Consider the following 13,031-nt stretch of genomic DNA (forward strand, 5'->3'; position numbering starts at 1 on the left):
GATAAATCTCCTCAGTCGCTGACTAACTAGGTCGTTGACTAACTAAAAGGTTTGAGGAGCGATATATGTGTTCACCGCACTGGTCGGGATAAATTTTGAGATCTTCGATATCGTATTCTGGGGAACGAAAATCATATCTCCCGGGTGGAGCACATAGTCCTCGCTTAGGTTCTTGTCACTGAGCATCTTTTTTACGTCCAACACCTTTGCCTCGGTCCACTGGGACGATACACGGCGAAATAGAATTACATTCGAGTGCTTCGATTTCTCCGTAAATCCTCCAGCCTCTGCTATCCCTTCAGTGACGGTCATATCACCGTGCAGGATGTACTTGCCCGGATGGCCTAGTTGGCCGTTGGCGATGAAATAGGGCTTCTCATAATCTTTCATCACTACTGAGATGGACGGCTTGTTAAGGATCTTGCTGTATGCAGCTTCCAATGTTGAGGTCAGCTGCGGTAGCGTCAATGAACTGACATGTACATCTCCAATCCCCCGCAAGCTGATGTATCCGTCTGGCTGCACAGAGACAGTCTGGTTGAACTCCGGGCTGAACTCGAAGATCAGATCCATGGTGTCTCCGGTAACGAGTTGGTATCGCGGATAGCGCTCCTGGAACCCAGGGGGGGGCACTTTGTTTCCAGACTGCGTGTCAACTCCCGCATTCGCCGTCTGGTCCGATGGGTTTTGCTCAGAACTTTGACAAAAGAGCATTGGAGCGCAGATGAGTGTAACGAACGCCAGAACAAAATTAAGTGTGGATTTTCCAGGCATCTTGTGCCTCCGGTGTGACACTTCTGATTCGAAAGCTATTGGGTGGTGGGCTGGATATGTCGTGTCCTTCAACGTGGGCCTTAACACCTTTAGACGCAGACACAATTGCGCCTACGCGGACGAAACTATGCCGCCATAAGACTGGCAGCGTCGACTTCAACTGCTACGGATCGCATGATCATGTCGACAGAGATTACAATTCGACATCCCGCAGCGGTCCTCTGGATAGTTCCGGTGATGCCTGACATTGGTCCGGAGCTGATACGCACGCGGTTGCCAGGCGCGAGGTATGGGTGAGGCTCCATTCTGTGTCCCATGCGCATCGTTCTTTGCAATGACTCTATTTCGTCGGCCGGTATTTCAGCAGGCGATTTATGCGAGCCGACAAAGTGCACTACTCCCGGAACCTCCAGCGGGCGATGACTATGCCGCACGGTTTGAACAAAAACATACCCTGGAAAGAGAGGCAAAGAGACGCGGGCGGTCTTCTTGTTCCAACGGTGGATTGCTGTGTACAAGGGGAGAAAATAAGTAATACCCCGCTCCTCAAAGTGCTGTGCCACCTTCTTTTCGTGGCGCGCCCAAGTATAGACTGCATACCATCGCGGGTAATCTGATACACACGGGCGGAGTTCTGAATTATCGATACTTGCTTCACAGATTGGTTGTTCGTTATGACTGAGCTTCATTTTGTCCCTTAGACAAGGCTTCGCCATCCTCAACGTACGAGGTGTTTATCCACAGGCAGACAAACTAGATCAGGATTTCAGAACAAACAGGAGCTTAGTTCGACGGAACACCGCTCATTGCAAGCGCATCGACCAACTGACCACACAATAAGTGAATCTCTATGAGGAAGGCAAGAGGCTTCATTTCTCATTTTTCTGGTCTGCGAGATTCGTCTCGTAATAAGAAGGCGAAACTACTCTTGCGGTTGCTTTCCAGCAAGCCCTGTTCGCCAACGCTTTTGGATAGAAAGCCGTCCATAAGGTCTTTTGTTTGTTCAACCTGTAGAGAAATGCGCACTGTCTTCATAGTCGGAGAGACATCTCAACGCGCTATGAATGAACTGTTATGAAAGGAACAATTCGATTCCAAGGCGCACGATCCAGCTCTGTCGAGCTAAGTGGAAACAAGTACTACCGGTTACAAGTACTGTAGAGTCTTTCTTCTCTCACGCTGCGATACTTTGGTCTGGATTTCTCATTATTAGTCTCTACACCAAGCATCTAGGGTGATGGCAAAAAATGCACACTTGTCCCAAAGGGTTGAGTCGGATAATTCCCGACAGTGCAGGCCAGCGCTTTCTGTCTGCTTGGGAGAATAGGCAGTTTCATCTGGGTAACGGGTAAGAAGTAATAAGAACGCCCGGCGCACTCGCCTCAGCCATGAGTCCCGTTTCGCACAGAATCATTCATCATTAAGACAGCTAGTTCCACGCGGCTGCTGACTCCAACCTTTTCGAAGAGCCTATACAGATAATTCTTCACTGTATGTTCGCTCAGGTTTAACTGCCGCGCGATCTGCCGATTTGTCTGGCCCGTAGCCAGTAGCCGTGCAACCGTAAGTTCCCGATCATTCAGATGGAAGTCAGTGCAAGTCCGGCCAGAGAATGGAGAGGATTCGGCGAAGGCGTCAAATACAGCACGCAGTTCATTCGTTCGAGCCCAGATTTGTCCCTGATGCACCTGGCAGATGCACTTGACGAGCTGCTCCATCGGCTCCGCGCGATAGAAGACCCCTCGAGCCCGTGCCCGAAACGCATCTATCGCCAGATATTCGCTATTATCATCGAGCAGTACAATGACGGAACACGTTGGCAGAATGGTTTGCAAAATAGGCAAGACCCGGAAGCCGGCCAACGGCCCATCACTCAAGGCGGCGCTGATAAGTGCGACGTCCAGTTGTTGAGTATGAACGAGCTGCTCTACTTCCGTGCTACTGGTGGCGCACACGACACTATCGATCAAATTACGACGCCTGCTAAGGCCAAGGAGCATGAGCTCGCAGCCTAACGCTGTCCGGTCTGAAATCAGCAGCCGTAGCGGCCTTGTTTCAGCGGCGTTATCGTTCTCGTTCTCTGTCTGAAGTTTTCGTCGATGTTCTCCGTAAGATCCCCTCGGATGTTTCGGAATCTCGGCTTTTTCTTCTCCCTCTGGTCCCGCCAAAGTACTGAGTGAATTCTGCGCTTCATTATGAGATGTTGTTTGCAGAACAAAAGGACGTGGATCAGCATTTCCAGATTTTGATTCAACCGCCATATGATTTTCCTCAAAACCAATTCACTGCAATGACCGAAATAGTCGAAATAAGTAGTCGCATACGACTTCTTTAAAAGACTGTCGCTATAGCCCTTTCCCACAGACAGACAGCGACTGCTAACCTCCATTTTTAAGGCAGTAACCATAGACGACGGCAGGGTAGACTCCACACGGCAAGCAACATGTAAAATGTGAGGGAACTTCCAGCGTTTACCTTACGTGTACCTTGACCTCGAACGATGATTGATTTGGAGTCAGGTAACGCTAAGGGTGAGATGCGAACATAACAAAAGGGTTGCCTGTCTCCGTAACTTTCCTCCAATTAACTTTGCCCAAAGTAACCTGGACTGTCAACCGGCAGAACAGCCGCAATTTCATATGCTCAAGACTTCTACACTGAAAACAAAAGGATTAGTGTCTATTGTATCGAGTACGAGGTTTTAACTACTGAACTTCCCAAGTTTCCGCACTCTCTTGCCCTGCAAGGCTATCTGACTTTGTTTGAATCATTTAGCAAGGCTCGACGCTTACTCACATGCCCGGTTTAGCGCTTTCGCAGACGTAGAGTTTCCCAACTTCCATCGACGGTCCAGCCTCCATCTACGACCAAAGCATGCCCATTGATGAAACTACTTTCCTTGCTGTCGGCGAGGAATGCGATGGCTCTAGCAATGTCGTCCGGAGTTGCGAAGCGAGCCATGGGCACCCGTCCGGTAATGTCGGCGTCGCTGTAGCTGCCCCCTGCCTGATCGGCTGCATCCATTTCGGTCTTCACCCAGCCTGGGCAAATTGCGTTGACACGCACTCCGCGGCCACCCCATTCGGCGGCGAGGGTTCGCGTAAGACCGATCAGACCATGTTTTGACGCATTGTAGGCTGCACGGTCGGCAATCCCCACAAGCCCCGCGATTGAAGCGACATTGACAATGGAGCCGCTGCCCTTTGCAAGCATCCCTTCCCCGAAGGCCTTCGCCAGCAGGAACGGGGCCACAAGGTTTACCTCCAATACGCGGAGATAGTCGCTCACGGCTGTCTGCTCGACAGGCGAGATATAGCTGATTCCAGCATTGTTCACCAGAACATCAACTTGTTTCCATCGATCGAAAACCTGTCGGGCGAAGCTTTCGATCGCTGCTTCATCGGTTATGTCGCCAGCGAAGCCGATCACCTCTGCGCCATTTGCCACGACGGATTTCATTGTGTCTTCCGGCTCGCGCAGATCGATGACCGCGAGACAATAACCACGGCTGGCAAGCACTTCCGCCGTTCGACGGCCAATGCCTTGCGCTCCACCAGTTACCACAGCTACAGGATTCATTTCCATAAATCGTTCCATATTTCAAAAATGTTTTCCATCGCTGCATAAAGGCAAAACGTTTGCCTTTTGTTTAATGCATCACATGGAACGACCTATGCAATTTTCCTTGACAGTGGTTCTCCAGTCCACATACAGTTCCGCGCACAGCTATAAATCGCTTTAGTAAAACGTTAAGTGCTCGCGATTAAGCTGTGCCGCGTGTTTCCAATTCGTACCCAATGGAACTGCGAGCAAATTCGGGAGGGGAAGTAAATGAAATGGAGAAATGACGCAAAGCACACATTGCTTCTGTTGCCTCTGTTTCTGATATTTGCAACGGTTGGCGCGTTCGCGCAGCAAAACTCAGCAATTAGCGGCACAGTAACCGACAATAACGGGGCTGTTGTCCCCAACTCACAAATTACCCTCACCTCGGAAGCCACTGGGGCGCAACTCAGCACAACATCCAACTCAAACGGGGTCTATAATTTCCCGGGCCTAAACGTCGGCACATACGATCTGACGGCCACGGCCAGCGGCTTCGGCACTTATGTGCAGAAGGGCTTGGTTTTGAACGTTTCTCAAACCCTGCGCGCCGATATTTCCTTGACAGTAGGCGCCGTCCAACAAACAGTCACCGTCACCGCAAATGCTTTGCAGGTGCAAGCTGATTCGAATGTGGTGAGCACTCTCATCAATTCTGAACAAATCAGCGAAATCGCCACAGAAAACCGCAACTTTGCCGCTTTGGCAGCCCTCGGCCTGGGCGTAAGCTCGGCCCTGCCCAGCAACAACACGCCAACTTCAGTCGCGTCGAACTTTACCATCAGCGTGAACGGTCTGCGCCAAAGCCACAATATCTGGTTGATTGACGGTGGTGAAGCAGATGACCGTGGTGGCGCCGGCGGCATGGACATCATGCCTTCGCAGGACGCTATTGCCCAATTTGAAACACTCGCCAGCAACTATCCACCGGACTATGGCATCTCCTCTGGCGCAACGATTACTCTGGCCCTCAAGAGCGGAACACGCACATTCCACGGACAGCTCTGGGAATTCAACCGTAATACGGCTTATGATGCTAATAACTACTTCAATAAGCAATCCACGCCGATCACTCCCAGAACAAAGCTGAATTACAACATCTACGGCTTCAATCTCGGTGGGCCGCTATTCATCCCCAAGGTTTACAACGAGAGCAGGTCGAAGACCTTCTTCTTCTGGAACGAGGAATGGCGGAAACTGATTCAGGGCAGCAGCCCTAATTCAGTGCAGACGCTTCCATCGCAGGATTTTGCTACGGCAGGTACAAACCTGACGTATGTAGCACCGGCCTTCGCTTCCAGCACGAAGTTGGTGGTTCCAAAAGTTGGCGACCCTGCATTCAATGCTAAGTTGGCTGCATTGGGTCTTGTTCCTGGAGATCCATTTCCAGGCAACGTAATTCCAGCTTCCTTGTTCGATCCAAATGCTGTGCTGTTCATGAACTCTGGAATCATTCCCAAGCCGAACCTGGCGAATGGAAATGTGATCACCTCGGCCAATCAGCCAATCGATGTGCGGGATGACATCATCCGGATCGATCACAACATCAATGACAAATGGCACCTGCTCGGACATTACATGCACGATGCGGTGACACAGGCTTATGCGCAACCCATGCTTGGCTGGTCGGGTGCGAGTTACAACACCATCACTAGCACGCTGTCGAATCCCTCCTACAGCGCAACGGTCAAACTGGCCGGCACCATTACGCCAAACCTCCTGCTCGAAGCGAGCTTTAACTATGACGGCAACATCATCAACATCGTGAACAGTTCCAACTCGCTGGTCCCCAGCGGCTGGGCAGTGAACAAGTATTTCAGCAACAGATTCAACAGCTTCCCCAACATGCACTGGGGCGCGCCTTACAACACGCAGGAAAACCCCGGTTCAGCTCCATGGCACAACGCCGCTCAGGATTACATGCCGAGAGTGGATGTCTCCTACACAGTGGGACGCCATGCCATGAAGTACGGCTTCAGCTACAACCGTTACACCAAGAACCAGCAGCTCTTCGGCGAACCTGCCGGCAACTTCTCTTTCGGCACTCTGACCGGCGACTCGATGATGGACATGCTGCTCGGGCTATCCAGCAACTATGACCAGCATCAGGACCTTCCGATCCGCCACTACGTGAACCAAACTCCTTCAGTTTACGTCAACGACAACTGGCGCACGACGCCGAACTTCAGCCTGCAGCTCGGGTTCCGTTACGATGCGCTGCCACACGCGTGGGAACGCGGCAACTACATCGCAAACTTTGACCCGAATCAGTATCTCGCCGCTCAAACTCCCGTGTGGAAGAGTGACGGATCTCTTGATCCCACAGGGCCTGGCTTCCAGGTAGTAAACGGAACACCGTTCTATCTGAACGGCATGTATTTCGCCGGGGTGAACGGCTACCCACATGGCCTGGTCACCAATGATTACAAGACCTTTCAACCTCGCGTCGGATTCTCCTGGGATATAAGTGGATCCGGCAAAACCGTGCTGCGCGGCGGTATTGGATCGTTCTATGAGCGCATGCAGGGGAACGATATTTACAACACTGCAACCAACCCTCCGTTCGCCAACGATCCTTCGGCGAGCAACGTTTTTCTCTCTGATCCGCATACTTCGTGGGTGACGGGACAAACGGCAACCACCCCGAACTTCGCGCAGGGCCTCACCACTTTGGCCCGTACTTATCCTGCTCCCGGCGTTACTCAGTTCAGCTTGGGAGTACAACGCGAAATCGCTCCGTCAGTCCTCTGGGTTGTGCAGTACGTCGGCAACCTGGCGTGGCATCAGAACGTCGACCGCCAGATCAACAACTATTCACTGAACACTCCACTGGCGATTCGCGCGGATGCTGGTGACCCCAGCAACCACTCCGGAACCAATCCTGGAGGCTCTTCCTTGCCCAATGGGAACATCTATCGGACCTACCAGGGGTATACGGGCATCAACCAGCAGGAAAACACTACTAACGGAAACTACAATGGCTTCCAGACTGGAATCCGTGCACAGAACTGGCGTAATTTCAGCGGCGAACTCGATTACACGTACTCCCACGAAATCGATATCACCAGCTATGACCTCGGCGGGGTAAGCAACCCCTATAACCTGAAATATGACAAAGGTTCCGGCGCGCTGGACCGTCGTCATATCCTTGTCGGAAACTACATTTACAAATTTCCGTTCTTCGAGCAGAGCGCTGGTTTAACGAAAGCTCTCCTGGGAGGATGGGAGATTGCCGGTACGGCAGTTTTCCAATCGGGCGTGATTATCGCGAATCAAGGCCCCAACCTATCAATCAATTTTGACCCCATTGGCTTGGGCGGCGGCTATACCAACCGTCCCAACGTTGCCGGTAAATTGCATTACACGAAGAGCCCCAAGCAGTGGTTTGACACGACTCCCTTCAGCTCGCCGACTCCGGCGTGGGCGGGCGGACCAAACCAGGGCTTCGGAAATGCTCGCAAGGACGTGGCTTTGGGTCCGGGACGCACAGACTTCAATACCTCGCTTTACAAGAGTTTCTCCATCAAAGAGCGGGCGAACTTCCAGTTGCGCTTCGAGTCGTTTAACACCTTCAACCATACGGAGTTTAACAATGTCGGCTCGGGTTATCAGGGTCCGGGCTCCGGAAACTTCGGACAACCGACGAACACGTGGGATCCACGCGTTCTTGAACTCGGCGGCATTTTCAGCTTCTAAACCAACCTTAACCAAAAGCGCGGCAGAGTTTTTGCCGCGCTTTTTTTTTGCACGTTAAATCATTGGTTGTCACCAGTTGATCCAAACCGATAGCGTAGTTTTGTAATCCATTAGGGGGAATTGAAGTGCATCGGGCTTGCCGCATCAGGCTGCAAATATGTTTTCTGTTGGCAACCTTGGTTACGGGTCTTCCGGCATTCGCCCAAAGCACTCGCCGGGACGCGCTTTTGCTGGAGAGCCAAGGACGGAATGCGGAAGCCAAGCAGATATGGCAGGAGATTGCGAAGAGCGATCCGCGCAATGCTGAGGCGCTGGCCCACATGGGTCTGCTGGAAGCAAAACAGGAACATTACAGCCAGGCCATCACTTACTATCGGCAAGCTCTCGCAATTGATCCTTCCTTTCCCGGCCTTGAACTGAATCTCGGCCTGGCCCTGTTCAAGAGCAACAGGTTTCAGGAAGCCATCAAGTCCTTTACCGACGAACTGGAAAAGCACCCCGGAGACATGCGGCTCACAATTCTGCTGGGCATGTCCCACTACGGCATGGGCGATTACCTCGTGGCAATCCCTTATCTCAAGCGGGCGGTGAAGATGGACCCGCAGAGCCTGCCTTTGCGTCTGACGCTGGCGAACAGTTGTCTGTGGAGCAAGCAATATCAATGCGTGCTTGACACTTACAAAGAAATTCTTGCGCTGAACGCGAACTCCGCAGAAGCGGACATGCTCGCCGGCGAAGCGCTGGATGCTGAAGGCAACATCTCAGGCGCTACAGAGCAGTTTCGCGCGGCAGTGAAGGCCAATCCTAAAGAACCCAACGCGCATTTCGGCCTGGGATACCTGTTGTGGGAACAGAAAAAATATGACGAGGCGGCAAAGGAGTTCCAGGCTGAACTTGAGAATGACCCTACAAGCGTACAGGCGCGCGCATATCTGGGTGATACTTATGTCGAATTGAATGATTATGCCAGGGCGCGGCCCGAGTTGGAAAAGGCTGCTGCTGCAGATCCATCAACGGCATTTGTGCATCGCGATCTGGGCGTGGTCTATTCCGATCTGGGCCGCAAAGAAGACGCTGTGAATGAACTGCAGAAAGCCATCGCGCTCGACCCTAAAGATGTGACCCCGCATTGGCGCCTGGCGCGCCTCTATCAGTCGATGGGCAGAAAAGAAGAGGCCAAGGCTGAGTTTGACAGGGCCAGCTCAATGAATAAGCAAGCCGATCAGACCCTGGTGGAGAAGATGGGAAAGAACCAATCGAATCTGCACTAAAACTAATACCGCAATAACGCCGTCATTCTGACGACCAGCGGGAGGAAGAATCTATATACGACTTCATTAAGTAAGGACTTAAGATTCTTACCCGGAATTATTTAAGTGAGTTACCGATACTCGCATCCTCTGGATTCTTCGCTGCGCTCAAAATGACACTCAATTAATATCTCCTTTATTCCTTGCGCATTCTTTCCTTCATGCTCTTAGCGAGTTTTTCAATCTCTTCCGCCTTCTTCGTCACAGCAATGGATAGCGTATTCTTGTTACTCTTGGCCACTTCGGCTTTCAACTCCTGGGCCAGCTGATACAGCTTCTGTGAGTCGGCAACGATTTGCGCTTGACGTGCCTCTTCAGGCGACGTGGCCTTATTCGCTTCCGGCTTCGGATTCGCTGTATCGCTCGCTTTCGCATCAGGTGTCGCTGATTGCGGCTGCGCTGGAGGACTCGCCTGATCGCCTGGTTGCTGCTGTTCCTGTTGTTGCTGCCCTTGTTGAGCTGTTGCAAGGCTCGGGCACAAAGCGAGCAGAAGCAGTGCGGCAAGCGCCGCGTAAAACAGGTTTGGTTTCATATTTCTGCTTCGCATTCTCATGGCCATCTTCGCTATTGTGCCTTCGTTTTTTCTTTTACTGTCTTCGCGAGCTTCTCAATCTGTTCTACTTCAACCACCTGGGGCGTCATCGGGGTGTCCTTTTCGTGCTTGGCAACACCGGTCTGCAGTTCCTCCGTCAGTTGAAGCAGTTTGTCGGTGGCGGCAATCACCTGCTGCCTGATCTGAGCAGCTTTGATGGCTGCAAGCTGTTCCTGGCGCGCCGCTTCTGCAGGATCGGTCGAATATTTCTGCTCAAGATCGGGTGGCCGTGGAGTTGGATCGTGCAGGTTAAGTTGTTGCGGCGGCGGTTTGGTAGACTGCGCAGCCACGCCACCGCACTCACCAATTATCAGAATGACAGATGACAGGATCATCGAGCCCGCGCGCAGGATGGGATGAAGGCTAGGCATGGACTCACCCCTTCATCCATGAAAACAAACAACACGAACACCAGTCCAGCAAAATGTACCCATCAACATAAGTCGCTTTCTCCCAGTCGAAATCAGAGTCCGGGCCTGCTGTGGGCCTGCGGATAGACCTTGATCCAGTGGTTCCTTATCGTTGCCCGCGTCTCCTTGCCCGCAGTCTCGGCAACGATGACATTCGTAGCTTCCACAGGCATGTGGCAATCAATGCAATTGGATTTAATCTTCTCACCCATTGTTTTAGCTGCGCCGCAGCTCTGCCACTTGTGACAGGTAAGGCACCGGTCCGAATACGAAGCCGCAACCCGCTCCGGCGCGTGCACGTCGTGGCAGGTCGAGCAGGTCATCGTCTTGGAATCGCGGAAACAGCGGCTCCTCTCCAGCAGGCCAACCTGATTGCCATGCACGTCAGGATGCTCAGCATTGTCGGACGGCATTGGCTTGAAATAGTCGCTGAGCGGCTGGCCTGGAATATAGGAAAATGCCGGCGTCAGGGCCTCTCGCTGAATGCCGTTATGGCATAATGCGCACAGATCGATCTGCCGGTCGCGTGAGAACTTCGTCGGATTCAGAATTGCCTGGTCTGCAGATGCCGCCGTTCCCGCCTTTTGTTTTGCGATGTGGTCTGCGCCCGAACCGTGGCAGACCTCGCACGAAATCCCGGTGACCAGAGTGTTTTTGTCATAGGAGTTGGTCAGAGGGTCCGCCGAGAGCGCCTTGATGTATGTCGCATGGCACTCCAGGCAGCCTGGATTGACCGGACGCGAAAAGTTGGCTGATCCGTCATCGTATCCGGGGCTATTGATCCACTTATGGCCGTTTTTCCAGTAGCTGACTGGCAGTTCAAAAAGCTGGTCTCCCTGCCAGTAGAGATAGGTCACGCCGCGCACGCCCGATCCGGTTACGAGGTCGATGCGTTCGGTGCGCTTTTCAAGGTCAGTGCCAAAGCCGGTTTCGGCGGTTTCGTAGTAGCTGCCATCCTTCTTCTCCATTTTGAAGAGCAGGCCTGGCTCAACTGTCGCGTGTGCTGGATCGACAATGGTCAACACATTCGATCCCGGCTGAAATGAGCCAAGCACAGAGTCTTTGCCTGCAATCTGCGAGGTCAGATGATGCGCGGTGTGCAGATAAGACAGGCCCTGCGTTTGATGGCACTTAAGGCAGGCGGCGTCTTCCACATACTTGCCGCGGTCTCCCCGCGCCATTTCACTCTGCGTGCTGTTTTGCGGCGCAGCCTTGACTGTTCGCGTGGCGACATAAATCGGAACAGCAAGGCCCAGAAGAAGAAAACAAAGCAGCTTAACGTGTGATGATTGCATTTCCCGGCGAAGCCGATGATACAGGCGGCAGATGCGCGCGTCCATGCTGAATCAGCAGGGCTTGTTTATCGGCATGATAAAAGAGGCACGCTTACTTCGGCAGATCAGCGTCGCCGGAATTTTGCTGGCCAGACTGGACCCGCATGTCGTGAAAAATTTTCTCCAGCTTATCTTTCATGCCCTTGTATTTCTTGTAGTCAGCGATCTCTTTGGCGGCCTCTTCGTGTTTTCCCTGCAAGCGATACAGAGTGGCTAGCCGGTAATGAGCGACTTCATTCGAGGGATCAATCTGGATGGCGCGCTCCAGAAGTTGTTGCGCCTTGTCATTCTGGTGCATCGTCACCAGCACCTTCGCCATTTCCAGGTTCGCATTGCCGTCATCAGGCTGCAATGCGAGTGCGCGGGAGAAGTTGTCGTAGGCGGTTTTCTCATCCCCGCGCCGTTCAGCGATCATGCCCAGCATGACCAGCGACTTCTCATCGTTTGGATTGATTGCCAGGGCCGCTTTGAATTCGGGCTCCGCCTCCGCCCGTAGGTTTTCTTCTGTGGAGTTATAAAGAAGCGTTCCAAGGTCGAAATGCGCGGTGTAAAGTTTCGGGTCCAGCTTAATGGCTTCGCGATAGTTGGCAACCGCTGGAACATCGTCTTCATGTCGCGCCAACTCGCGCGCCATCACTTCGTGCATCTGCGCGCTGTCAGGGGCCGCGAGCGCCAGCGTCAGCATCGTTTTTACTGACAGATCGCTATAGAGGCGGTATGCGACGTAGAGCAAAGCGGTATCGGTCGGCTGCAGGGCAAGCAGCGTGGATGCGAGCGTCGCGGCTTTCTCCAACTCTCCGGTTGCGACGTAGTTGTCGATGAGAGCGCGTCCCACATCGACTTTGAATTTTTCTTCCGTGAGATGGGGAAAGGCTGTTTCCATGTCATGACGGCTGGCATCCGCATCGCCCGATTTTCCTTCTGCCAGCCCCAGCAATCCTTGAATCTTCCATAGCTCCGGCTGTGCTTTTACAGCAACGCTAAGGTGCGGGATAGCGCCTGCGTAATCGCTGCGAAAGAACAAGAGCACACCAAGATTTCCCTGGGCGTTGGTATTGTCGGGATCGAGCGTGACCAGCGCCTGCAACTCAGGAATAGCCAGGTCAGGTCGCTGTTCCCGCAAATACTGCTGTGCGAGCTGCTGATGCTGATTGATCTGGTCCTGCTTACTCGGCGCTGTTTGAGCAAAAGCTGAAAAAGTGGTAATTAGCAGGAGAAGCAAGGTGAGCAGAACAACCCTGAAGGACATAGCAATCACATCATACCGGGGGATAAATGCGAAAGGACGGCGGGTTGCGCCGTCCTTGTCGGT

General features: G+C 52.7%; 10 protein-coding genes. 2 read left to right on the forward strand and 8 right to left on the reverse strand.

Translation table 11 applies throughout. The features are described 5' to 3' along the window. Positions 1–42: 42 nt before the first annotated feature. The 4 genes from VEV40_RS12355 to VEV40_RS12365 all read right to left on the reverse strand — a co-directional run bounded on the left by VEV40_RS12355 (position 43) and on the right by VEV40_RS12365 (position 4,371). Positions 43–774, reverse strand: coding sequence for a polysaccharide biosynthesis/export family protein (locus VEV40_RS12355; RefSeq protein ID WP_324832684.1), 732 nt, complete (start codon positions 772–774; stop codon positions 43–45). Between the two features lie 125 nt (positions 775–899). Next, positions 900–1,490, reverse strand: a complete 591-nt coding sequence (nusG, locus tag VEV40_RS20735; RefSeq protein ID WP_414637843.1) for a transcription termination/antitermination protein NusG — start codon at positions 1,488–1,490, stop codon at positions 900–902. Between the two features lie 666 nt (positions 1,491–2,156). Continuing rightward, positions 2,157–3,035 carry a response regulator transcription factor gene (locus tag VEV40_RS12360; RefSeq protein WP_324832686.1) on the reverse strand — a complete coding sequence of 293 codons (879 nt, stop codon included), beginning with the start codon at positions 3,033–3,035 and terminating at the stop codon, positions 2,157–2,159. A 544-nt stretch (positions 3,036–3,579) separates the two neighbouring features. Further along, positions 3,580–4,371: an SDR family oxidoreductase gene (locus tag VEV40_RS12365; RefSeq protein WP_324832687.1), complete on the reverse strand. Its 792-nt coding sequence runs from the start codon at positions 4,369–4,371 to the stop codon at positions 3,580–3,582. Positions 4,372–4,605: 234 nt separating this feature from the next. Here VEV40_RS12365 and VEV40_RS12370 point away from each other — a divergent pair, with 234 nt between their 5' ends. Beyond that, positions 4,606–8,073: a carboxypeptidase-like regulatory domain-containing protein gene (locus tag VEV40_RS12370; protein WP_324832688.1), complete on the forward strand. Its 3,468-nt coding sequence runs from the start codon at positions 4,606–4,608 to the stop codon at positions 8,071–8,073. A gap of 167 nt (positions 8,074–8,240) precedes the next feature. Next, positions 8,241–9,344 carry a tetratricopeptide repeat protein gene (locus tag VEV40_RS12375; RefSeq protein ID WP_324832689.1) on the forward strand — a complete coding sequence of 368 codons (1,104 nt, stop codon included), beginning with the start codon at positions 8,241–8,243 and terminating at the stop codon, positions 9,342–9,344. Positions 9,345–9,519: 175 nt separating this feature from the next. Here the strand turns inward: VEV40_RS12375 and VEV40_RS12380 are convergent, their stop codons facing one another. The 4 genes from VEV40_RS12380 to VEV40_RS12395 form a co-directional block, all read right to left on the reverse strand. Then, positions 9,520–9,915, reverse strand: a complete 396-nt coding sequence (locus VEV40_RS12380; RefSeq protein WP_324832690.1) for a hypothetical protein — start codon at positions 9,913–9,915, stop codon at positions 9,520–9,522. A 32-nt stretch (positions 9,916–9,947) separates the two neighbouring features. Further along, complete coding sequence (locus VEV40_RS12385) at positions 9,948–10,346, reverse strand: hypothetical protein (RefSeq protein WP_324832691.1); 399 nt, start codon at positions 10,344–10,346, stop codon at positions 9,948–9,950. 92 nt (positions 10,347–10,438) lie between these two features. Further along, a complete protein-coding gene (locus VEV40_RS12390; RefSeq protein WP_324832692.1) occupies positions 10,439–11,725 on the reverse strand; it encodes a multiheme c-type cytochrome in 1,287 nt (428 codons plus the stop codon). 46 nt (positions 11,726–11,771) lie between these two features. After that, positions 11,772–12,968 carry a tetratricopeptide repeat protein gene (locus tag VEV40_RS12395; RefSeq protein ID WP_324832693.1) on the reverse strand — a complete coding sequence of 399 codons (1,197 nt, stop codon included), beginning with the start codon at positions 12,966–12,968 and terminating at the stop codon, positions 11,772–11,774. Between the last annotated feature and the right edge of the window lie 63 nt (positions 12,969–13,031).

Source organism: Alloacidobacterium sp. (assembly GCF_035631355.1).
Classification (GTDB): Bacteria; Acidobacteriota; Terriglobia; order Terriglobales; family Acidobacteriaceae; genus Alloacidobacterium.

What these genes read in the sequence shown, in the direction of transcription:
- VEV40_RS12360 (WP_324832686.1), bottom strand. Translation starts at nt 3,035, where the DNA reads ATGGCGGTTGAATCAAAATCTGGAAATGCTGATCCACGTCCTTTTGTT.
- VEV40_RS12355 (WP_324832684.1), bottom strand. Translation starts at nt 774, where the DNA reads ATGCCTGGAAAATCCACACTTAATTTTGTTCTGGCGTTCGTTACACTC.
- VEV40_RS12365 (WP_324832687.1), bottom strand. Translation starts at nt 4,371, where the DNA reads ATGGAACGATTTATGGAAATGAATCCTGTAGCTGTGGTAACTGGTGGA.
- VEV40_RS12380 (WP_324832690.1), bottom strand. Translation starts at nt 9,915, where the DNA reads ATGAAACCAAACCTGTTTTACGCGGCGCTTGCCGCACTGCTTCTGCTC.
- VEV40_RS12390 (WP_324832692.1), bottom strand. Translation starts at nt 11,725, where the DNA reads ATGGACGCGCGCATCTGCCGCCTGTATCATCGGCTTCGCCGGGAAATG.
- nusG (WP_414637843.1), bottom strand. Translation starts at nt 1,490, where the DNA reads ATGGCGAAGCCTTGTCTAAGGGACAAAATGAAGCTCAGTCATAACGAA.
- VEV40_RS12385 (WP_324832691.1), bottom strand. Translation starts at nt 10,346, where the DNA reads ATGCCTAGCCTTCATCCCATCCTGCGCGCGGGCTCGATGATCCTGTCA.
- VEV40_RS12395 (WP_324832693.1), bottom strand. Translation starts at nt 12,968, where the DNA reads ATGTCCTTCAGGGTTGTTCTGCTCACCTTGCTTCTCCTGCTAATTACC.
- VEV40_RS12370 (WP_324832688.1), top strand. Translation starts at nt 4,606, where the DNA reads ATGAAATGGAGAAATGACGCAAAGCACACATTGCTTCTGTTGCCTCTG.